This window comes from Hydrogenoanaerobacterium saccharovorans, from assembly GCF_003814745.1.
Lineage (GTDB): Bacteria > Bacillota > Clostridia > Oscillospirales > Ruminococcaceae > Hydrogenoanaerobacterium > Hydrogenoanaerobacterium saccharovorans.
The window spans coordinates 281,762-303,987 of sequence record NZ_RKRD01000001.1 but is presented as its reverse complement, the minus strand read 5'-3'; the positions used below and the strand labels follow the sequence as shown (position 1 = coordinate 303,987).

The following is a 22,226-nucleotide window of genomic DNA, read 5'->3' as shown; positions in this document are numbered from 1 at the left end:
TTCGGAAAATCTGCCAAACTATCAACAATAGTTTATAGCATTTTACCTAGGTTGTCAACTTTCGGTTTGGCTCTCTATTGCGATGATGCTTCGTTGTACATCCATTTACGCAAGCATAAAAAAAGGAACGCAGCAGCGTTCCTTTTGCTAATTCAATATATCGATTGTTCTGTTATTCTACTGCAATAATGAAATAGTAAACAGGCTGCCCTCCGCAAAGCATGGTCAGTTCAACATCTTCAGGCAGTTTTGCGCGAATGGCTTGCTCTACCTCTGCCGCCTGCTCTTCGGTAACATCGCTGCCATAGTATACGCTCACAAAAGCGGTATCTTTTTTCAGCATGCCTTTTGTCAGCTTTACGGTTGCTTTGATAAGATCATTGCTTACAAATGCAAGTTTGCCGTTTTCAAGCGCTAAAATCTCACCTTTTTTGATATCGTGTCCATCAAAATCGGAATCACGCGCAGCAAAGGTAACCGAACCGGTTGTCACTTTTTCATACGCATCCGTCATGGTCATTTGGTTTTGGTTTGAATCCGCTTCAGGGTCAAAGTTAAGCATAGCCGTCATACCCTGCGGTACGGTGCGTGTTTGCAGAACACAAACTTTTCTGTCTGCAAGCTTGATGGCTTGTTCCGCAGCCATAATAATATTTTTATTGTTCGGCAATACAAATACCGTTTTTGCAGGAGTAGCATGAATTGCTGTAAGAATGTCTTCGGTAGATGGGTTCATTGTTTGCCCGCCGCTGACGATATTGTCTGCACCCAACTCTTTAAAGATATTTTGAATGCCCTCGCCTGCAGCTACCGCAACAAATCCGTATTTACGGTCGGGGTCAACAGGAACATACTCGGGTGCCAGCTCTTTTTTCTGCTTCGCTTGTTTTTTCTTTTCAAACTGCTCGCGCATGTTATCAATTTTCATGTTGATAAGGTAGCCGAATTTTAACCCCTCCTGCATCGCGGTACCGGGGTTATCGGTATGGACATGACATTTGATGATTTCATCATCGTCAACAACTACCGCACTGTCACCAATCGATTCCAGAAAAGCACGCAGTTTTAAAGCATCTTCAGCGTCCTCTTTTTTAACCACGATAAATTCGGTGCAGTATGTAAAGGTGATATCCTCGCCTTCATACTCTGCAGCCGCATCTCTGCTGCTTTCGTCCCATGAAACGGCAATCTTCTGCTCTGCAGCAGTGTTTTGAATGATGACATTATCACGGAAAACGCTCATCATGCCTTCAAAGATCACAAGCAAACCTTTTCCGCCTGCATCTACCACACCGGCTTTTTTCAGCACCGGCAGCATCTCGGGGGTTTTATCGAGCGCGTCTTTTGCAGCATCAATAATTTCACTCCATACAAACACAGGGTCGTTGTCTTTTTTGCAAACTACTTTTGCACGTTCGGCTGCATAACGCGCAACCGTGAGGATGGTACCCTCGGTTGGCTTCATAACTGCTTTATAAGCAGCCTCCACACCCTTTGTAAGGGCATTGGCAAAGTCGCTTCCGTCGGCACTTTGCTTGCCTGCAAGCCCCTTGGAAAAGCCGCGGAACAGCAGCGACAATATAACACCCGAGTTACCGCGTGCACCGCGCAGCAAAGCAGATGCTGCTGTCTGCGAAGCCTCGGCAACCGTGGTGTTGTTTTCTAATGTACTAAGTTCACGGGCGGCCGCCGTAATGGTCATTGACATATTCGTACCGGTGTCTCCATCCGGCACCGGAAAAACGTTCAGAGCATCAACAGCCTGTTTTTGGTTTTCTATATTATGCGCCGCAGATATAAACGCATCACGCAATTGTGATCCTTCTATCACGAATTAACACTCCTTTTAAGGTTAAATTGCCTTACTCTGTCTTCATAGAATCGACAAATACGTTGACACGTGCAACCTCCATACCGGTTGCCTCCTCTACCGTATAGCGTACTTTATTGACGATACTTTTGACAATAACGGCGATGTTCACGCCATAAGTAACCATAATGTGCAAATCGACTACCAACTTACCGTTCGAAATACGCACACGCACGCCTTGGTCCAGCGCTTGCTTTTTAGTGATAACCGACTTAAGGCTCTGTTTTGCATCGGTTACCGCCATACCTGAAACGCCAAAGCATTCCGATGCAGCATGACCGACAAGGTTTGAAAAATATTCTTGCGAAATATTTGTTTCTCCCAGATGAGTTTCAAGCTTAACCAAAATTAACTCCTCCTTTGTGGCAAATACCGTTTACCATTGTTCTATGTTGTAAAATATATCCTGCTCTGTTGCAGGGGCTTCAAAAAATGTATCGCGCGAGAATGATACCATACCGCTGCGGTACATCAGCGGTACAAACGGCGTAAACTTATCAAATACGCCCATAAATTGTTTTACATCCATTGTGCCCGCCATCATTGCATTGTTGGCGGTAATCAATTCTCCATTCTCGATATTACCGAAACCAAGCTTTGATTTTGGAGTAAGCAGGGCAGTAAGGTTCATGTTATTGTACAATTTAACCTCCCCCAAATAGAGGTCAAAATTCCATTGTGCCAGTGCCGTTTTATACTCTTCAAATGCTTTGGTTTCAATTACAAGTTCAATCCCAAGTTCCGAAAAGTTTTTTTGTAAAACCTTTGCCACCTGCATTTTACTTGCATTTTCTGAATTCACTAAAATCCGCAAGCGCAGCCTGCCTTGCCTTGTGGTGTAATAGCCCTCACTGTCCTTGCTTTCGGGCTTATATCCGAGTTCTTCCATCAGTGCAGCCGCCGCCGTATAATCCTGCTCCTGTTTGTAATTCAACTTGGTAACCTCATCCCATTTGGGATTAAAGGGTGTGTGCGCCTCTGCAGCGCGCAATGCATAAGTTCCGCCAACCAATTCTGCACGGTTGATGCAAAGATTAAGCGCTTTACGCATGCGTGCATCTGAAATAAGCTTTTTCGTACTGTTGATTCCAAGGTAAATCAAATGGTTTAGTGGTACCGATTGTGTGCTAATCCCAAGAGATAACACCTCGCTGCTGGATAGATCGGAATAGACATAATTTATTGTACCAAGTTTCAGGCTATAAATCAATGTATCTTTATCTAATTGATTCACCAATTCGATTGTCTTGATTTGGCTTTTATTCCCGTCAAACCAGTTTGGATTCAACGTTAATTTTACGTCTTCTCCGCTACCCTGAAGGATATAACGACCGCTGCCGATGGTTGGATTTTTTTCGCTGACGATAGGGAACGTAAGCAGGTTGGCAAACAGGCGGTCGGGCGCACGCAACGTAAATACCACTGTGCGGCTATCTGCAGCCGTTACCTCACTGACACCGCTGAGCAGCCCAAAGTAGCTGTTACCCTCGGTAAGCACCTGATGCGCCGAATACACTACATCGTTCGCCGTAACAGGCAAACCATTGCTGAAATGAACTCCTTGTTTGATTGTCACGGTACATTGCTGCGGTGTAAGCTGTATATCCTCTGCAATGATGTTATGCGGTTTGTACTGCTGATCTAGTTTAACAAGCGGATCGTAAAGCAACGAAATTACATTTAAGTTCATCGTGCTGACAGCAAGATAAGGATTTAAAGAATCCGTATTATTATATGCAATTTTCAGCGTATCAACAGCACGCTGCACCGATTGATTTTCTGTTTTGCCCTCATTTTGCAAGGACGCCCCAATAAAACCACCCGTTTCGGCTAATTTAAGCTTGCACCCTGAAAGCAAGGTGAGTAATAAGACAAACGATATTGTAATCGCTGTAATTCGTTTGGTCATAGGTTCCTCCAATAAGCAAACATCTTTAGTACCCTTTATTTTACCCCATTTTGCAACTTAGAACAAGTACCAAATGTTCTTATTTACTGTTTACATGGAAAAGCGGCAAAGCCTATTTTGGGCTTTGCCGCAATGCTGTGCTGTTTTCAGCTAGTTTTTGGTAATTACCGGGGCTCTACAATCAGTTTAATTGCTGTACGCTCTTCCGAATCGATTACCACATTGACAAAAGCGGGGATACAGATGAGATCAATGCCGGCGGGAGCAAGATAACCTCTTGCAATCGCCACAGCTTTTATCGCCTGATTGGATGCACCAGCACCCACAGCTTGAACCTCTACCGCACCCTTTTCTCGGATTACACCCGCTATTGCACCTGCTACAGAGTTTGGAACAGATCTTGCCGAAACTTTTAGCACTTCCATGTTGAATCCCTCCTGCTAATACCGCACGATGTAAGATAATACCACACTTTCAGACAATTTGCTTATTCCTATCATATAGCATTTTGGAAAAAGTTGCAAGTAAAATATAGGAAATTTTCATTATTCTTTTATGGAAACTCTATAAATTTTAGTCGTTTTGCCAGTCTTCTCATTTATTTCGGCAACAATTCCGTTGATTTGGCATGCTCCATCGGCATTATCAAAGCGGGTGGGCAGGTGTGTCTTCAGCCTACGGATGGCAAGTTCCGGCTTCACCCCCAGAACCGACACACTGGGGCCGCACATACCTAAATCGGTAATGTAACCCATCCCCTGCGGGTAAATTTGCTCATCTGCTGTTTGCACATGCGTGTGCGTACCAAAAAGCAAGCTGACTCTGCCGTCGAGATAATAGCCCATTGCCAGTTTTTCACTGGTGGCTTCTGCATGAAAATCTACAATTTTTACTGTAGCATCAATCTCAGACAACAGCCTGTCCATGCATTCAAACGGATTTTCGAGATTTTCCATATACACTACGCCTTGCAGATTGATGATTGCCACACGGTAGGACAGCATATCGTAGATGTAATAGCCAAAGCCATGCGCGGTAGGGTGATAGTTTGCAGGGCGAATCACCCCAATATTTTGATCAAGCAGGTCATTAATTTCGCGGCGACGCAGACCATGGTTACCGGTAGTGATAACATCTACCCCTGCTTCAAACAAAGCACTTGCAGAGCTCGGCAGAATACCATTGCCCTCTGCAGAATTCTCACCGTTTGCAATACACAAGTCGATTTTATGTTCACTTTTTATTTTATAGAGATGCTGCCGTACCATATCACAGCCCGCCTGCCCTACAACATCCCCGATAGCCAAAACTTTCATGTATCTGCCCTCTCAATCTTACTATTTCATACATTTATTATAGCGCGAAACTTAATATTAGGAAAGAGCGGTTTACCTTATATTGCAAAAAGGGCCCACCGCAGCACGGTGAACCCTCTTTTCTACTACTGCTCTTTCATCATTCGCTTGTATTCTTCAAATTCTGCATAAATCTCTTTGCTTGGCTCAGCGGTTACTTTGCTTACAATATAAATGCACAAGCAAGAAACAATAAACGCAGGCAGCAGTTCATATACAGAAAAAATACCGCCCAGTTTTGATATCAGTACCTTCCATAATACGACCGTTACACCGCCGCCTACCATACCGGCAATTGCGCCTGCAAGGTTGATGCGTTTCCAGTAGAGCGAAAAGATGATAAGCGGCCCAAATGTTGCACCAAAACCCGCCCACGCAAACGATACGATTCGGAATACCGAGCTGTTAGGGTTAAGTGCAAACAATGCCGCAACCACTGCAACCGAAACCAACGTGATGCGGGATACCTTCATAATTTCTTTTTCGGTTGCTTTTGGCTTAACTAAGCCCTTAAAAAAGTTTTGTGCCACCGCAGAAGATGCAAGAAGCAGCTGAGAATCGGATGAACTGATTTGTGCTGCAAGGATGCCGCACAGCATCACTCCGGCTAGAATCGGCAGTAATCCCGTATCCAGCAGGCGTTTGCACATTTCGATAAAAATATTCTCTACTGCGGCACCTGCTAGCAAAGTAGGATACAATGCCCTACCAATAATACCGATTAATACTGCCATTATAAGCGAAATCACGCACCAGGTGGAACCAATGCGACGGGATTTTTTCAACTCGCGGGCATCTCGGATTGCCATAAATCGTAGCAAGACGTGCGGCATACCAAAATAGCCCAATCCCCATGCCAAGCCAGACAGTATTTTAATAATATCAAAGTTCAATGCAGCCCCTGTTTCTAAACTGTTGATTTGGAACAGGCTGAGGTAGCCTTCGCGCGCACTGCCATCTGCAATCACCTGTGCAAAACCGCCCGCAGCGTTTGCGCCAATGGTAACAATTGTAATGAGCACCACAAACATGAGTGTACCCTGCACAAAGTCAACAACACTTTCTGCCAAAAAGCCCCCCACAACTGTGTACACCACAACAATAATTGCCGATACAACCATAGAAGCTGCATAATTAAAGCCAAAAAGCGATGCAAACAGCTTACCGCATGCCACAAAGCCCGATGCTGTATACACGACGAAAAATAGTAAAATGAACAATGCCGCTATGTTCATTAATATCTTTTTACTGTCATGAAAACGGTTCGAGAAATAATCCGGTACGGTAATTGAGTTTTTTGCAACTTGCGTATAAATACGCAAAGGGCGTGCGGTAAATACCCAGTTTAGATAGGTACCCAATGCCAAACCAACCGCAGTCCATGCAGCATCGGCAAGGCCTGTGGCGTAAGCAAGCCCAGGCAGACCCATCAAAAGCCATCCGCTCATATCGCTCGCCTCTGCGCTCATCGCAGTTACCCAAGGGCCAAGCCCGCGCCCCCCTATGTAAAACTCTTCACTTGTTTTATTATGCTTGCCAAATAGTATACCAATCGCCACAATCAGCAACAAATAGCCGATCATGGAAATAAGCATCATAACCTCCTTAGTACTCATACAGCCCCTCCTAGACAAATATTATTCTTGACATTATATCACATTTTACCGCATTAAAGCGATGACTTGTCTTTTTTGTTTACAATTTATTTACAATATGACGGTATCTATCTTTTAGAAACACATACATAACAAAATATAATACACACAATGCCTGATAAATATAAATTTATAAGAAAAAGGCGAGTACAAAAGTACTCGCCTTAAAAAGACAATATAAAACCGAATTATTTCAGTTCTACGGTTGCGCCAGCCTCTTCCAGCTTTGCTTTCATCTCGTCAGCATCAGCTTTGGAAACGCCCTCTTTAATTGTTTTGGGAGCACCGTCAACAATCTCTTTTGCCTCTTTCAAGCCCAAACCGGTCATATCTTTAACCAGTTTGATTACGCCCATTTTAGAGCCGCCAGCACTGGTGAGGATAACGTCGAATTCGGTTTTTTCTTCAGCAGCTGCAGCAGCAGGAGCAGCACCACCAGCCATCATAACAGGAGCAGCAGCAGAAACGCCGAATTCCTCCTCGATTGCTTTTACGAGCTCAGAAAGTTCGAGAACAGTCAGAGTTTTGATTTCTTCAACAAATTTTAAAATTTTCTCAGAAGCCATGTTAGCTTACCTCCTAATATTATTTCGCATTCAACGATGCGATGCGCTTATTGCGCTTATGTTGCATAACCGATTGTTATGCGGGTTCTTTTTCTGCGATTGCGTTAAGAGCAACAGCCAAACCACGGATGTTACCGTTAAGCGCGCTAAGCAGCATGCAGAGGAGCTGCTCTTTGCTTGGCAGTTTGGACAGAGCCATAACTTCCTCAACGGAAATTGCTTGACCATCCATAAAGCCAGCTTTAATAGTGAATTTACCTTTCGATTCTTCTGCATATTTACCCAGAATTTTTGCAGGTGCAACCGCATCATCTGTGGATACAGCAAGAGCGGTTGTTCCCTCTAATACAGAGCAGATATCAGCCAAACCTGTATCTTGTGCAGCAAATCTCAGCAATGTGTTTTTTACTACTTTGTACTCAACACCAGCCTCACGCAGCTCTTTACGAAGCTTTGTATCGTTGGTAACAGAAATACCTTTATAGTCAACCACAACGCCTGCAGCAGCGCCATTTAGTTTTTCTTTCAGTGCCGCTACAATTTCCTTTTTGTCTTGTAATACTTTCTCACTTGGCAAAATCGTTCACCTCCTGATATAACGAAATATATCTATCAAAATCACTTAGTAAAACAAAATGATTTTAAACGCATTTTTGGGCAATAAAAAAACTCCTTCCGCATCCACCGCAGAAAGAGCACAATCAATCAACACAAACCTTGTTTTGTTCGATCATTCTTTCCTCGGCAGGCGGTTACCCATTATGTCTTACGACACCTGCTGTCTATGGAACTATGACAGCTTTATTAGTATAAGCTGTTTTAGGGGTTTTGTCAAGCATTATTTTTAAAAATAAGAAAAGCGCCCCCCAACTTGCGATGGAGAGCACTCGAAAGCTTTATGCGCCGTACTTAGAAGTATTAATCTTAACGCCGGGGCCCATTGTTGGAGATACCGCACAGGATTTGATGTACTGGCCTTTTGTAGCAGCCGGTTTGGCTTTTACAAGAGCGCCCATCAAAGCATCAAAGTTCTGCTGAAGTTTCTCAACACCAAAGCTTGCTTTGCCGATCGGGCAGTGAACAATGTTTGTTTTGTCCAAACGATACTCAATCTTACCTGCTTTTGCCTCAGTAATTGCTCTCGCAACATCGGGTGTAACAGTACCGGCTTTGGGGTTTGGCATCAGTTTACGGGGGCCAAGGATTTTACCGAGACGACCAACAATACCCATCATGTCAGGTGTTGCGATAACCAAGTCAAAATCCAAGAAGTTCTCGTTCTGAATGCGTGCCATCAAATCTTCGGCACCTACAATTTCTGCACCTGCTGCCTCAGCAGCTTTTGCAGCATCACCTTTTGCAAAAACGCAAACGCGAACATGCTTACCTGTTCCGTGGGGCAGTACAACCGCGCCTCTAACCTGCTGGTCAGCCTGACGGGAATCTACGCCCAGTCTAACGTGCATTTCAATGGTTTCGTCAAACTTTGCTTTCGCTGTTTTTGTGCAAAGATCAAGAGCCTCAGAAGCCTCATACAGCTTAGAGCGATCTATCAGCTTAGCACTGTCAATATATTTTTTTCCATGTTTCATACTAGTTCTCCTCCCTCAGAAGTGGTATTTACGGATTGGTTTCCTCCCACCTGAGAACATTAGTCTTCTACTACAATACCCATGCTGCGGCATGTACCGGCAATCATGCTCATTGCTGTTTCAACAGATGCAGCATTGAGGTCGGGCATTTTCATTTCAGCAATTTTTCTGACCTGCTCCTTGGTGATTTTAGCTACCTTTGTCTTGTTTGGTACACCGGAAGCTGTCTCGATTTTGCACTCTTTTTTAATGAGAACCGCAGCCGGCGGTGTTTTGGTTACAAAGGTGAAGGAGCGATCTGCATACACAGTGATAACGACAGGGATAATAAGACCGATGTCGTTCTTTGTACGCTCGTTAAATTCCTTTGTGAAAGACATAATGTTTACACCATGCTGACCCAGCGCCGGGCCTACCGGTGGTGCCGGTGTTGCTTTACCGGCTGGTATCTGTAGCTTAATATAGCCTGTTACCTTTTGAGCCATAGTTTTGCACCTCCATAGATTACGTGGTAAATGGCGGAATGAACCTCTACTCATTCCTCCCACAGACTGTACAAAATAGTACAATCTACGTTTGTGCATTTATCATGCACGGCCGACGCTTCGATTAAAGCCCCGACTCCTACTAAAAGATTAATTTTCCAGTTGCGCCTGGTCAAGTTCGAGCTCCACGGGGGTTTCGCGTCCAAACATAGATACAACAACTTTTACCTTGTTCTTGTCCAAATCCAGTTCTTCCACTACACCGGTAAAGCCTTCCAGCGGTCCATCCACAATGGCAACAATGTTGCCTACTGCGTAATTCACCTCTATCTGCTTTACTTCTACACCCAAAGCCTCAACCTCTTCGTCGGTTAAGGGTACGGGCTTGGAAGCAGGCCCTACAAAGCCTGTTACGCCGCGTGTATTACGCACAACATACCAGCTGTCGTCTGTCAGAACCATTTTTACAAGCACATAGCCAGGAAAGATTTTGCGTTCCACTTCACGCTTTTTGTTGTCTTTAATCTCCGTTACAGTTTCCGTCGGTACACGCACCTCGGGTATCAAATCCTGCAACGAGCGATTTTCGACACTCTTTTCAATATTTGTCGCCACCTTGTTCTCGTAACCCGAGTAAGTGTGGATGACATACCATTTTGCGTTTTCAGCCATTCTTAAAATCCCTCCACGCTGTTAAATCTTTGTACTATGATTTAAGCGTTATTTAGGACTAATCGGACCAACCCTGTAAGAACAGCGTCAAGTCCCCAGATGAATGCGCCAAAAATTAAGCAAACCACAATAACAACAATGGTGTTGTTGATAATGGAGCTTTTGCTTGGCCACACAATCTTTTTGACTTCACCCTTCATGTCCTTAAATGATTTGCCCATTTTCTTAAAGAAACCCGGCTTGGATTTTTTCTCACTAGACGCTTGTTCAGCCATAATTAAATCCTTCCTTTCGCCTACTTGGTTTCTTTGTGAGCTGTGTGTTTCCTGCAGAATCTACAATACTTATTCATTTCGAGCCTGTCAGGATCATTTTTCTTGTTTTTCTTTGTGTTGTAATTACGCTGTTTGCATTCTGTGCAAGCTAATGTAATTTTAACCCTCATATCGGCACCTCCTGATTGACGGAATTTTTTGCCTCCCTCGTAAAGGAAACGCTACTAAAAGTGAACATAAAAAAATAAACCTTTTAGAGGTACTTAACAGTTTAGCACACACTGTGCAAGCCGTCAATCATTATTTACAAATTTGCCATTTTAAACAAAGAATATGCCGCTGCAGCGCACACAGTTGTACAAGCCATGACATATCGGAATAAAATGTGTAAAAAAACTGCTTAACATGCGGTTTTAAAGGCAAAAATATTGATTTTTTGCATATTCTTATGTTAGAATAGAATATCGTATGATATACATTATCATGAAACATTGAACATAAACAATTATAAAGGTGTGACCGAACCATGTCAAAGCTTTCTGTCGCTATTATTTTCGGCGGCGTTTCCAGCGAACATGAGGTTTCGCTCGTCTCCGGTTCCTCGGTAATCCGCAACACTCCTACTGACAAATACGATATTACTATGCTCGGCATCACCCGCGACGGGCGCTGGCTGCGCTACAGCGGGCCTGTTGAGCTGATTGAAGAAGATAAATGGGCAGACAGTGCCTTTGTTACCCCCGCGTTCATCTCGCCCGACCGCAGCCACCATGGGCTTGTTGTACTGCATGAATCTTCATACGAAATTGTCCGCCTTGACGCAGTATTCCCTGTTCTGCACGGCAAAAACGGAGAAGACGGCACCATTCAGGGGCTTTTTGAAATTGCAGGCATCCCCTATGTAGGCTGCGACCCTCTTGCCAGCGCTATGTGCATGGATAAAGCCGTAACTCATACTATTTTAGAAGATGCGGACATTCCGCAGGCAAAGTGGAGTGCGGTACTGCAACAAGATTTTAAAGACTTTCACACAATCGAGGCAAACCTTGCCTATAAACTGGGGTACCCCATGTTTGTAAAGCCTGCTAACGCAGGTTCATCTGTGGGTATCTCGAAGGCAAAAGATAAGGCTTCGCTCAAAGCAGCGCTGGAGCTGGCGTTTCAGCACGATAAAAAAGCCGTTGTCGAAGAGTTTATCGACGGTGCCGAGGTAGAATCTGCCGTATTGGGCAACGATGACACCATTGTTTCGGTTTTAGGCGAAATTGTACCCTGCAACGAGTTCTACGATTACGAGGCGAAATACCAAAATGCCGCGTCAGAGCTGCATATTCCAGCGCGCATTGATGAAAAAACAACCGCACAAATCCGTGAGACAGCGGCAAAAGCTTACCGTGCACTGGGTTGTTCGGGGCTTACGCGCATTGACTTTTTTGTAAAACGCGATGGCAGCGGAATTATTTTGAATGAGCCAAACACCATCCCGGGCTTTACCTCCATCAGCATGTATCCCAAACTGATGGATGCAACCGGTATCCCTTACTCCGAGCTGATCGATAGGCTCTTTACATTGGCAATTCAAAAAGCTTAGCCGCATCCCGTAATAATTTACAATGACCGGTGAATATGTTTTTTAAGAGTATGTTCACCGTTGCACATACAGAACGAACACATCGTGTTGCAAAAAAGCATCTCACTTTGTGGTATTAGTTGTTGCGCATTTTTCATTGTAAATTATTGTTTAGGGGGCTGATTATTTTGAACAGCAAACCAATTGGTGTATTCGATTCTGGCATAGGCGGGCTTGCGACTGTACGTGAACTGAAACGGCTGATGCCGAATGAAAATATTATTTATTTGGGCGATACTGCCCGAGCACCTTATGGCTGCCACAGTAAAGAACTGGTATCTGCACATGCTTTGCAAGGCTTGGAGTTTCTTCAAAAGCAGGATGTAAAACTGCTTGTATCTTCAAGCGGTACTGTGAGCACGGTGCTTAGCGATAGCGCAATAAAAAAGCTGGCTGTTCCATATATCAGCATTCTTTTGCCCTGTGCGCAAGAGGCTTGCGCAATGAGTGTACACGGCATCATCGGCATCATCGGTGCAACAGCCGCAGTTCGCAGCTCGACATTCGGCAAAGCGATCCGCAACATCCGTACCGATGCAAGAATCATCGGCAAAGCTTGCCCGCTGTTTTTAACATTTGCAGAAAACGGCATCGTGCAACCGGACAACCATCTGCTGCGGCTTGCTATCAAGCAATACCTTGAGCCACTGCTGCTGGAAGGCATTGATACCCTGATTTTGGGCAGCCCTCACTATTCCCTGCTGTTTGGGGCTATCTCTGAGGTTCTTGATTACAGCATTACTCTGGTGGACTGTGCAAGCGTTACCGCACGCTACGTGCAAAGTTACCTGTTGCAGAACAATGAGCAGAACGAGGGTGAAGTAAAGCCAACTGTTTGGCAGGTTACAGATGCACCCCAAGATTTTATAGATGTATCCAAATTGTATTATGGAGAAGAAATACAACAAAATGTTAAAAAAGTTAAATTGTAATTTGCGGGCCGAAAAAATTGTTTCAAGTGCAAAACAAAAGCGATTTTTATCTGCCCTGCAAGGGAAGGATAAATCCAATTGAAGAAGGATGTATTAATCAATATTCGCGGTATTCAGTACCACGATAGTGATAAAGAAGTTGTAGAGCTGATGACCGTGGGGCGTTTTTACCGCAGAAACGGCAGCTACTACATTAGCTATGATGAGTCGGAGGCTACCGGATTTGAAGGCAGCAAAACCACGCTAAAGGTAGATGGCGGTGACAGCAAAGTAACCATGCTGCGCAGCGGCGCAAACAAGTCTCAGCTTATTATTGAAAAAGGCATGCGCCACCAATGCCATTACGATACCGGCTACGGCCCGCTGATTATGGGGGTTTCCGGCGGCCACATTGTATCTTCGCTCAATGACGAAGGCGGCGATTTGAATTTTAAATATACCCTTGATTTCAATGCCAGTATGGCGAGCGAGAACGAGGTTTTTATAAACGTAAAAGAACAAAAACATGCACAGGAATAAAAAATTGTATTTGCAAAGGTTTGTACCGATAAAATCAAACTGTTATTTACCGTTTCAATATTCTATCAGTTTGGCAGATACAGTACAAAATTCGTTTGCAAATCTGGAGGTTAAAAATTAAATGGCAAACTACGTAAAACTGGCAAGTGAAGAAATCAAGGAAATTATGATGAGCGCACTGGGTAAGCTGGTTGCAGATAAAGAAATTCCGGCAATCCCGCTGCCCCCGTTCTCGGTTGAGATACCAAACGACACAACCCACGGCGATTTTGCAACCAATCTTGCTATGGTGTCGGGCAAGGCTTTTAAAGAAGCTGGCATTAAGTTTAATCCGCGCGAATTTGCAGGCAAGCTGTGTGCGGCGGCTATTTTGGACGGCACACTGTTTGACCGCTGTGAGGTAGCAGGCCCCGGTTTTATCAATTTTTTTCTTTCACCAAAATGGTTCGCCTCTGTTGTTAAAGATGTGGTGGACTGTGGTGCAGATTTCGGACGCAGCGACTACGGCAAGGGCGAAAAGGTCATGATTGAATTTGTGTCGGCAAATCCCACCGGGCCAATGCATATGGGTAACGCACGCGGCGGTGCACTGGGCGATTGCCTTGCCGCTGCAATGGATATGGCAGGTTTTGATGTTACCCGCGAGTTTTACATCAACGATGCAGGCAACCAGATAGAAAAATTCGGTATCTCGCTGGAAGCAAGATATTTACAAATTTATCTCGGTGAAGACGCCGTTGCCTTCCCTGAAGACGCCTATCACGGAGAGGATATCAAGGAACGTGCACAGCTTTTTGCCGATGTATACGGTGACCGTTTTGTAAAAGCAGACCCAAAAGAAAGGCAAAATGCTCTGATTGAATTTGCTTTGCCTAAGAATATTGAAAAACTACAAAACGACCTGGGATTGTACCGTATCAAATACGATGTGTGGTTCCGTGAAAGCAGCCTGCACAACAGCGGTGCTGTAAAAAAAGCATTGGATGAACTAACTGCAAAAGGCATGACTTACGAAAAAGAGGGTGCTCTTTGGTACAAAAACAGCGATGTTATGAAAGAGCAGCTGCTCAAACAGGGTAAAACACCCGAGCAGATTGAAGAACTCGGGTTAAAAGATGATGTTTTAGTGCGTGCAAACGGCCACCCAACCTATTTTGCCGCGGATATCGCTTACCATTACAATAAATTCGTTGTACGCGGGTTTGACCGTGTCATCAATGTTTGGGGTGCCGACCATCACGGGCATGTAGCACGTTTAAAAGGCGCAATGGACGCAATCGGATTAAACGGCGACAAACTGGACATTGTATTGATGCAGCTTGTACGTTTGATGAAAGACGGACAGCCCTATAAGATGAGCAAGCGCAGCGGCAAAGCGGTTTCGCTCACCGATCTGATTGAAGATATCCCCATTGATGCAGCACGTTTCTTCTTTAACCTCAGCTCACCCAACTCCACATTGGATTTTGACCTTGACCTTGCAGTGGAACAGAGCAGCCAAAACCCTGTTTATTACGTACAATATGCGCATGCCCGTATCTGCAGTATTCTTAAAAAGCTAGAAGCAGACGGCGTAACCCCGCGCGGATGCACTTTGGATGAGCTTTGCCTGCTTACTCTGCCCGAAGAAATTGAACTGATACGTGCACTTGCAGAATACCCCAACATGCTTGTTGAAGTAGCCAAAAACTACGACCCCGCACGTATGACCCGCTATTCTATGGATTTGGCTACCGTATTCCATAAATTCTATAACTCCTGCCGTGTAGCAGATGACAATGAAGCATTGATGTATGCACGATTGACCTTGTGCATTGCAGTAAAAAATACCATTGCCAACGTTTTGGGATTAATGAAAGTATCTGCACCCAAAAGCATGTAAACGATAAATTGGCGTTAAAAGAATAAACGCAATGATTTAAGGAGTGACCTGAAAACTATGGATTTCCCTTTTCAGCAACCTCTGCCGGATTTTAGCAGTCCGTATTGCGGAAAGCTGATTATTCCCAAAGGGACTCTATGTGAGCCGTTTGGCGAAACCGCGTTTCTGGATTTAATCACTCTGTTTGCTGAGCAGGGGCTTAAACAGAAAGCTGCGGGCGCAAAATACCTGTTTTGTGATAATTTCTCCAGCCTTGCAGGCATTCGCGCTGCTATGTTCAGCAGTTGGCAGGTTAAACTGCCTGTGTTCTTTTTTATTGCTGTGGATGAGCAGGAAAAACTGCGTTCGGGCGGTGACCCGCTCTGTGCACTTCTCGTGGCGCAGGTACTGGGCGCTGCAGGGGTGCGGCTTTATACCGAAGTAGATGAAGATGACCTTACCAACCTGCGCGACGGCTTAAACAGCGATGATACTTTTGTGCTGTGCAGTGAACATAATGTGTTTTACCTGAATGAGGATTTTGAACTTTCTGACCCGCTTACCTGCTCGCTGGATATGACCGATACCCTGCGAGATGCAGAGGACGCAGGCTGTGACGTAATTTCGATTCACCTTACTTGCCCTGAGGATGCGCACTGTTTTGTACAAAGTGCGCATATGGCAAAACTGCCCGTTTCATTCCTCGCCGAAACCGAAGAAGCCCTTGAAGCCGGGCTGATTTTGTATAACGGCAGAGCCATGATTGATTCGCGCAGCGAAGTAACAGACGAACAGATGGCATCGCTTGCCGCCGGCTACGGCGCGGTGGTACGGTAAAAAAACCCCGCTTGAAACAATTAGTGAACAGGTCCAGTAAAAATGGACAATGACAAAAACCCCCTGATGTAGGAAAATAGAACTACATTAGGGGGTATTACTATGTCTAAAAGAAAATACACACATATTCAGGAGCTTTTGCCTGAAATCAAAGAGATGATAGCAACAGGGAAAACGCAGCGAGAAATAGCAGAACATTCCGGTTTCAAGGATAAGTACGTAGTAAAAGGGCTGTTGAAGCGCGAACGCAGAAAAGAAGCAAAAATCGCTGCCGGAATTGTGCCGAGACCTAAAGGAAAACCGAGAAAAGATGTTTCATTAAGAGATGTATTGGCCGAACAGGCATATGAGATTGAACGCCTGAAAATGGAGAACAGGCTGCTGCGGGATTTTCTGCAATTCACAGGAAGGAAGTGAGGCCGGTCGTCAAATATCACGTCATTTACCGCCACAAAGATGAATATCCGGTGTCATCCATGTGTCGTTTCTTTGGAGTATCGCGAAGCGGTTACTACAGCTTTGTACAACGTTTGGATATATCAAAAAAGGAGACGGAGCTGGCAGAAGTAATCTCGGCGCAACAGAAACGCTGCGGCTGCACCTACGGTTACCGGAGGATGTGGCTGGAAAAGCACAGTATTCATCACAATCCTAAAACAGTGCTGAGAATTATGAGAAAATATAACTTGCAGGCTGAGATTCGTCGCCGCAGGAAGTGGGTTCAGATGGGTCAGCAGATACATAAATATGAAAATTTACTAAATAGAAACTTCCATGCAGACAGACCGAATCATAAGTGGGTAACGGACATTTCCTACATCCATACCAAACAAGGTGTACTCTATTTATCCATGATTCGTGATTTATATGACAACAGTATTATTGCATACAAAACTGGAACCCAGCAGACGGTAAACCTTGTTCTGGATACCATTCACCTCGCAATGAAAAAGGAGAAAAAGAAGGTCACTGAAGAGTTGCAGCTCCACAGCGACCAAGGATTTCAGTACACGTCACAGGCATACTTTAACCTAACAAAAGCATACGGCATAACGCCGTCTATGTCAAGGCGAGGAAACTGCTATGACAATGCAATGGCTGAAAACTTTTTCTCAATTCTCAAAACAGAGTGTATCTACAGACACAAACCGGCCACATTTGCACAGGCTAATGAAATGATTGACCGCTACATTCACTTCTACAATTACGAGCGCATCCAACTAAAAACAGGAGTGGCACCACTTGCGCTACGACACTTCGTTTAAAACTAAACATTTCCTCACCGGGGACTTTTTGTGCTGTCCGCACAATCTGGGGCGGTTCACAGTTCATAGTTTGAAGCGGGGTTTTTGTTGTACAGCATAAGCAGCTATTCTATTTCATCAACAAATCAGATTCTCTGTATTGCTTTCCGCTGAAATCTTTATAAGCATTGTTATCAACAGATAAAAAAGCGTAGTCGGAGCCTACCGCGGTTCGTTCGCCGTTCTCTTCACAAGAAAGGAAAAGCACATTTTTCTTTCCTATTTCTAATTCAAGTCTTTTGGTATATTTCATATGGACAAAACCGTTTTGAATTTCCTCATCGGAGAAAGTTTTTTTAAAATCTTTGGCTGTTTTCGTTTGCTGTTCAAAGTATTTTAATGCAGGCACATATCCCCCGCGAACGAAAATTGTACTATACCGTCTGCTTCGCCTTTCAAAACTGTTTCGCATACTACTTCGGTCAGTGAATAAGGCAGTACTCTATCGTCGCGGTATTGACTGACACCAATTGACTGAATCTCCCCTACTATCACAAGGTCTGCGTAATCAAATACCTTCTCCACAGAAGAAAGATCAACCGAAGAAAGATCAACCGCAGTATCACCTATAGCCACTTCTGTCTCCATAATTACATTTGCCTTGGCATTCGTATAGTCATCATCCTTTGTTGTTTCTGCTTCTGTAGTAACGTTTTTGGGCGAATTAATGTATTCATCATTTTTAACCGTTTCTTTTGCTTTGCAGCCGGCAAAAACAAGTAACCCACAGCCTAAAAACAAAATCAATTTATAATAAATTCTATTCATAAAAATCTCCTTATTTCATAACCAAAATTACAGAAACGATACAATTTTCGAACTGACAAAATACAGGTTATTACTGATTTTGATTGTATTTGCTTGTTTATCTAATATCAAATTCAGTCATTATTAGTGCTTCTCTTAATTTGTATTGGCTCACTTTGCAGCCGCTTATTTGTACTTATAGTTTAAATAAGTTATAAAAATACAATCAGCAATTCCAAACCAAAATAGCAAATGAGATAGCCCGCCCGATAGAAAACAGGCTGATGTAATTAGTAAAAGCGCCAGTAGATTTAATACTGTTATAAATTTGATGCAGTTTGATGATATTGACAGCCACTCTTCCATTTTCAGTTTTATAAAAACAAAATGCATTTATATTTCTCTCCGTTCCAAAAAGCTTTCTGAATTAACGCTTGTTCATATTAGTAACTGCTATAGCCGCAAAAGCATTACACAGTTTATAATGAAGATATCATTTTTGTGTGACTCGCTAGATTTTTAAGATGATTTCAGTTAATAATGACTAATTTCAGCATGCAGAAGCTACAATAAAAAGTAAGTTTAATGTGTCCATGCACAAAATCACCTCTCTGAACATAAGATAGCAGAGAGGTGATTTACGATGTTTTCCGCATTGATAACACTTGCCCTTGGGGGGCTTTTGTATTTTGCTTTACACGTTACAAACAACGGTGCTTTTCCTCGCCCCCTATCGCCTACGGAGGAACGCGAATGTCTTGAAAAAATAAGAGAGGGTGACAATGAAGCTAAAAACAAACTGATTGAACACAATCTGCGTCTTGTAGCACACATTATAAAAAAATACTATTCCAGCTTTAAAGACCAAGATGATTTGATATCGATCGGCACGATTGGGCTTATCAAGGCAGCCTCTACCTTCGATTATGAAAAGGGCGCCCGTTTTGCAACTTACGCTTCACGTTGTATAGAAAATGCAATCCTTACCGTGTTGACACATCCCACAACATATTCATCTTCTTTTTGCTATTCACCGTGCATTCTTTAAATAGATATGCACTTCTTGTTCATCTTTTTGATTTGCTGTCACTACTATTTTATCTGTTGCTAATCGAATTAGTTCCATTTTTTCTTGGTAAGATAAAACTTCGGCTAACTTAGAAAAAGATGTGATCACTTTTCTAACCTCAGTTAAATTAAAATTGCCCTGTGCCGATGAAGTTGGCTCTGTTTTTTTATCCTCGAGTTTTTTTACTAACTCTCCCTGTTCGGCGGAGAGCTTTTCTATATCAGCCAATAGAATATCGCTAATTGTACTTGATGCCGTTCGCAAGTGGATTGTTTGCGCAGAAATTTCTTTTTTTACATCAGCCAATCGCTTTTCAACCAGTTTTATGTCATTTTCACGGTTGCCGTAATTTATATAAAAAGAGTTGCGTAATTCATATAAATAGTTAAAGTAATCTTCATACGGTTCTTGCATCAAACAAATGCTTTGCAACACAAATTCATCCAGCTTATTTCCGTTTATATCTTTGCAGCTGCAGGCTTTTCTGTTGTGGAATTTTGTTTTGCACACATAATTGTAACGTGGAAGTTCCTCTTTCGTGTACCTGCCACTTAATTTGCGGGTATACATCGCAGCACCGCAAACAGGACATACAATCAGCCCTGAAAGAAGTGAACGGCTTTGCTCATTCGGCTGTGCATAGCGGTTTTGGTTGCTTTGCAAAATATCCTGTGCTTTTACCCAATCTCTGCCTGCCACAATTCCGCAGTGTTTCCCAACTGAAATAATCCAATCTTCAACATCTCTGCTTTGTCTTTTTTTTACATATTCAGGTCGGGCAGCTGTACTATTATCTTTTAGTTCTTTTGTCTGCTCTGTTTTATTATAAATCATCAGCCCTCGCTTGTTATCAAAATCTTCTTTATCTGCGTAAATAGGTACCCCAAATGCCTTGAAGTAATCGTAAGTATCCTCGTCTGCAACCGCATAAACAGGGTTTTTGATGATGTTCTTGATACTTAAGTTGCTGTGTTGCTTGCCGTTTTTGGTAATGATTTTTTGTTCCTTTGTCCATTGTGTTACCCTACTCAAACTACGGTGTTGCAAAAATTGCCCAAAAAGCTCTTTTACGATCTGCTGTTCTTCGGGGATGGGTTCGAGGTGGTTGATGGTGGTTTTTTTACCGCCTAAAATCAAATACTCTTTTTTAGAGTAAAAGCCCGTGGGCGTGGTGCCACCCAGCCATCTACCCTCTTTTGCAAGTTCATAAAGGTTATCGGCAATCCGTTCTGCGATGATATCCCGTTCAAACTCGGATATGGATGCGAGCAGCGACATCACAATTTTTCCTGTTCTGCTGCCGGTATCCACTTCATCGGTACACGAAACAAAGGCGATTCGTTTGTGTTTTAACTGTTCTACAAGGTTGAGCAAATCAAGTGTTCGCCTGCTGATACGGTCAAATTTATAACAGATGACCGCTTTTATTTTATTTTCGCTGATATCTTGCAGCATTTGCATATAAGCCGGGCGGTCGGAGTAATAACCGGACAATCCCTCATCACGATAAACCAGAATATCATCATCTTTTGCGTCAAACTTTAAATCTGCGTAGCTGCGGCACTTGCTGATTTGATTTTCTATACTTTTGCCGCTTTCGGTAATTTTTGATTTTCGGGCATAAATTGCTACCTTACGGCAATCGCATCGTTCTTGTATTTTGGTTTTTGCCAAAAATACTCCCCCTTTTAAGCGAATACGCCAAAACTAAATACAGTTTATATAAGAAGCGCTTATAAACATTTATGCCGTTTATACAGGATGTATTACTTTGCTATATAATACTGGATTTATCTCTTGAATCTGCTAATAAAATTGGAGGAACCATCCTTACCAAAACTTAACTTTGAAATTTGCAAATGATAGGCGTATACTTTCAATAAATCTTGAAAGTGAGGTAAAAACTATGAAACCATTTAAGAAAACCGCGGTAACACTATCATGTGCTATCATCGCAATTTCCTCAATGTCTGTGTCCGCCAGTGCGAAAGCACCCTGTGATACAAACAAAAAGGTGGGCAATTTCTTTACATGTTCAAATGTACTTAGCCAAACGACACAAGATAAGAATTGTGATTGGAATGTTATCTTTAAGCAACTGACAAAAGGGTTTTGCATCAATATTCCCAATTTCAATAAACAAAACGCTGCTGATGCTGCAAAAAACTGCGTTTTACAAAGTAACGGAAATACTGGCACTGTAAAACCAGATTGTTCTAAGACCGATTGTTCCAAGACCGATTGTTCTAAGACCGATTGTTCCAAGACCGATTGTTCTAAGACCGATTGTTCCAAGACCGATTGTTCTAAGACCGATTGTTCTAAACCCGAGACTTCGAAACCTGAGACTTCGAAACCCGAGACTTCGAAACCCGAAACTTCGAAACCCGAAACTTCGAAACCCGAAACTTCGAAACCTGAGACTTCGAAACCTGAGACTTCGAAACCCGATGACAATCAGGTTGCAATGTCTGAATACGCACAAGAAGTTGTACGCCTTGTAAACGAAGAGCGCGCTGCTGCAGGGCTCTCTGCTTTGAAAGTAGATGTAAAAGTACTGGAAGCTGCACAGGTTCGTGCAGAAGAGCAGCCGATATTGTTCTCACACACACGTCCCAACGGCACCAGCTGCTTTACCGCCTTGGATGAAGCCGGTGCAACCTACAGAGGTGCAGGCGAGAACATCGCTTACGGTCAGAGATCGCCCGAGCAGGTAATGGACGGTTGGATGAACTCCAGCGGACACAGAGCCAACATCTTAAACCCTAACTATAAATACATTGGTGTAGGTTTCTACAAAGGCAGCAACGGCACCCTTTATTGGTCTCAAATGTTTACATACTAAATCACTTTAACCGCGCCTACATAGGCGCGGTTCTTTTTATTCAACAATAAAACACACCTGCTGCAAATCACTCCGATTTACAACAGGTGTGTTTTTTATTTGA

General features: G+C 43.4%; 25 protein-coding genes and 1 other annotated feature. Of the genes, 9 read left to right on the top strand and 16 right to left on the bottom strand.

Annotated features, from left to right (window positions below; translation table 11 throughout):
• Positions 1-172 precede the first annotated feature (172 nt).
• The 13 genes from EDD70_RS01405 to rpmG form a co-directional block, all read right to left on the bottom strand.
• On the bottom strand, positions 173-1,831 hold the full coding sequence (locus EDD70_RS01405) for a DAK2 domain-containing protein (protein ID WP_092753735.1): 1,659 nt from the start codon (positions 1,829-1,831) through the stop codon (positions 173-175).
• 31 nt (positions 1,832-1,862) lie between these two features.
• Complete coding sequence (locus tag EDD70_RS01400; protein WP_092753737.1) at positions 1,863-2,216, bottom strand: Asp23/Gls24 family envelope stress response protein; 354 nt, start codon at positions 2,214-2,216, stop codon at positions 1,863-1,865.
• Positions 2,217-2,246: 30 nt separating this feature from the next.
• Entirely contained in the window at positions 2,247-3,779 is a 1,533-nt protein-coding gene (locus EDD70_RS01395) for an ABC transporter substrate-binding protein (RefSeq protein ID WP_092753739.1), read from the bottom strand.
• 164 nt (positions 3,780-3,943) lie between these two features.
• Complete coding sequence (locus tag EDD70_RS01390) at positions 3,944-4,204, bottom strand: stage V sporulation protein S (RefSeq protein ID WP_092753741.1); 261 nt, start codon at positions 4,202-4,204, stop codon at positions 3,944-3,946.
• A 120-nt stretch (positions 4,205-4,324) separates the two neighbouring features.
• Positions 4,325-5,095 carry a TIGR00282 family metallophosphoesterase gene (locus EDD70_RS01385; protein WP_092753743.1) on the bottom strand — a complete coding sequence of 257 codons (771 nt, stop codon included), beginning with the start codon at positions 5,093-5,095 and terminating at the stop codon, positions 4,325-4,327.
• Between the two features lie 125 nt (positions 5,096-5,220).
• Complete coding sequence (gene putP, locus EDD70_RS01380; RefSeq protein WP_092753745.1) at positions 5,221-6,750, bottom strand: sodium/proline symporter PutP; 1,530 nt, start codon at positions 6,748-6,750, stop codon at positions 5,221-5,223.
• A gap of 227 nt (positions 6,751-6,977) precedes the next feature.
• Positions 6,978-7,355, bottom strand: coding sequence for a 50S ribosomal protein L7/L12 (gene rplL, locus EDD70_RS01375; RefSeq protein ID WP_092753747.1), 378 nt, complete (start codon positions 7,353-7,355; stop codon positions 6,978-6,980).
• A 76-nt stretch (positions 7,356-7,431) separates the two neighbouring features.
• Entirely contained in the window at positions 7,432-7,932 is a 501-nt protein-coding gene (gene rplJ / locus EDD70_RS01370) for a 50S ribosomal protein L10 (RefSeq protein ID WP_092753749.1), read from the bottom strand.
• Between the two features lie 77 nt (positions 7,933-8,009).
• Positions 8,010-8,161 (bottom strand) — a sequence feature (ribosomal protein L10 leader region).
• 90 nt (positions 8,162-8,251) lie between these two features.
• On the bottom strand, positions 8,252-8,947 hold the full coding sequence (gene rplA, locus EDD70_RS01365) for a 50S ribosomal protein L1 (RefSeq protein ID WP_092753751.1): 696 nt from the start codon (positions 8,945-8,947) through the stop codon (positions 8,252-8,254).
• Between the two features lie 59 nt (positions 8,948-9,006).
• Positions 9,007-9,432 (bottom strand): 50S ribosomal protein L11, encoded by a 426-nt coding sequence (gene rplK / locus EDD70_RS01360; protein ID WP_092753753.1) that lies wholly within the window; start codon positions 9,430-9,432, stop codon positions 9,007-9,009.
• A 150-nt stretch (positions 9,433-9,582) separates the two neighbouring features.
• Entirely contained in the window at positions 9,583-10,104 is a 522-nt protein-coding gene (nusG, locus tag EDD70_RS01355) for a transcription termination/antitermination protein NusG (RefSeq protein WP_092753755.1), read from the bottom strand.
• A 41-nt stretch (positions 10,105-10,145) separates the two neighbouring features.
• Positions 10,146-10,379, bottom strand: a complete 234-nt coding sequence (gene secE / locus EDD70_RS01350) for a preprotein translocase subunit SecE (RefSeq protein WP_092753757.1) — start codon at positions 10,377-10,379, stop codon at positions 10,146-10,148.
• A gap of 20 nt (positions 10,380-10,399) precedes the next feature.
• On the bottom strand, positions 10,400-10,549 hold the full coding sequence (gene rpmG / locus EDD70_RS01345; RefSeq protein ID WP_092753759.1) for a 50S ribosomal protein L33: 150 nt from the start codon (positions 10,547-10,549) through the stop codon (positions 10,400-10,402).
• A gap of 356 nt (positions 10,550-10,905) precedes the next feature.
• On the opposite strand from rpmG, the gene EDD70_RS01340 reads away from it, so the two are divergent.
• The 7 genes from EDD70_RS01340 to EDD70_RS01310 all read left to right on the top strand — a co-directional run bounded on the left by EDD70_RS01340 (position 10,906) and on the right by EDD70_RS01310 (position 17,423).
• Positions 10,906-11,970 (top strand): D-alanine--D-alanine ligase family protein, encoded by a 1,065-nt coding sequence (locus EDD70_RS01340; protein WP_092753761.1) that lies wholly within the window; start codon positions 10,906-10,908, stop codon positions 11,968-11,970.
• A 167-nt stretch (positions 11,971-12,137) separates the two neighbouring features.
• Positions 12,138-12,941 (top strand): glutamate racemase, encoded by an 804-nt coding sequence (gene murI / locus EDD70_RS01335; RefSeq protein WP_162840868.1) that lies wholly within the window; start codon positions 12,138-12,140, stop codon positions 12,939-12,941.
• 78 nt (positions 12,942-13,019) lie between these two features.
• Positions 13,020-13,460, top strand: coding sequence for a YwiB family protein (locus tag EDD70_RS01330; protein WP_092753765.1), 441 nt, complete (start codon positions 13,020-13,022; stop codon positions 13,458-13,460).
• 121 nt (positions 13,461-13,581) lie between these two features.
• Positions 13,582-15,342 carry an arginine--tRNA ligase gene (gene argS / locus EDD70_RS01325; protein WP_092753767.1) on the top strand — a complete coding sequence of 587 codons (1,761 nt, stop codon included), beginning with the start codon at positions 13,582-13,584 and terminating at the stop codon, positions 15,340-15,342.
• A gap of 57 nt (positions 15,343-15,399) precedes the next feature.
• Complete coding sequence (locus EDD70_RS01320; RefSeq protein ID WP_092753769.1) at positions 15,400-16,158, top strand: hypothetical protein; 759 nt, start codon at positions 15,400-15,402, stop codon at positions 16,156-16,158.
• Positions 16,159-16,260: 102 nt separating this feature from the next.
• Positions 16,261-16,575, top strand: a complete 315-nt coding sequence (locus EDD70_RS01315; RefSeq protein WP_092753771.1) for an imidazolonepropionase — start codon at positions 16,261-16,263, stop codon at positions 16,573-16,575.
• Positions 16,572-17,423: an IS3 family transposase gene (locus tag EDD70_RS01310; protein ID WP_092753773.1), complete on the top strand. Its 852-nt coding sequence runs from the start codon at positions 16,572-16,574 to the stop codon at positions 17,421-17,423. The genes EDD70_RS01315 and EDD70_RS01310 overlap by 4 nt, the downstream gene beginning before the upstream one ends.
• 109 nt (positions 17,424-17,532) lie before the next feature.
• Here EDD70_RS01310 and EDD70_RS01305 read toward each other — a convergent pair whose 3' ends face one another.
• Together EDD70_RS01305 and EDD70_RS01300 are read right to left on the bottom strand one after the other, a co-directional pair.
• Positions 17,533-17,811 carry a hypothetical protein gene (locus tag EDD70_RS01305; RefSeq protein ID WP_092753776.1) on the bottom strand — a complete coding sequence of 93 codons (279 nt, stop codon included), beginning with the start codon at positions 17,809-17,811 and terminating at the stop codon, positions 17,533-17,535.
• The gene (locus EDD70_RS01300; RefSeq protein WP_092753777.1) at positions 17,799-18,230 is read right to left on the bottom strand and encodes a hypothetical protein; all 432 of its coding nucleotides are present in this window, start codon (positions 18,228-18,230) and stop codon (positions 17,799-17,801) included. The genes EDD70_RS01305 and EDD70_RS01300 overlap by 13 nt, the downstream gene beginning before the upstream one ends.
• Positions 18,231-18,852: 622 nt before the next feature.
• Between EDD70_RS01300 and EDD70_RS01295 the strand changes: the two genes are divergently transcribed.
• On the top strand, positions 18,853-19,257 hold the full coding sequence (locus EDD70_RS01295) for a sigma-70 family RNA polymerase sigma factor (protein WP_092753779.1): 405 nt from the start codon (positions 18,853-18,855) through the stop codon (positions 19,255-19,257).
• On the opposite strand, the gene EDD70_RS01290 is transcribed toward EDD70_RS01295, so the two are convergent.
• Positions 19,240-20,952, bottom strand: a complete 1,713-nt coding sequence (locus tag EDD70_RS01290; protein WP_092753781.1) for a recombinase family protein — start codon at positions 20,950-20,952, stop codon at positions 19,240-19,242. The two genes, EDD70_RS01295 and EDD70_RS01290, sit on opposite strands and share 18 nt — an antisense overlap.
• A gap of 232 nt (positions 20,953-21,184) precedes the next feature.
• On the opposite strand from EDD70_RS01290, the gene EDD70_RS15100 reads away from it, so the two are divergent.
• Positions 21,185-22,123, top strand: coding sequence for a CAP domain-containing protein (locus tag EDD70_RS15100; protein ID WP_242943108.1), 939 nt, complete (start codon positions 21,185-21,187; stop codon positions 22,121-22,123).
• Positions 22,124-22,226: the final 103 nt, after the last annotated feature.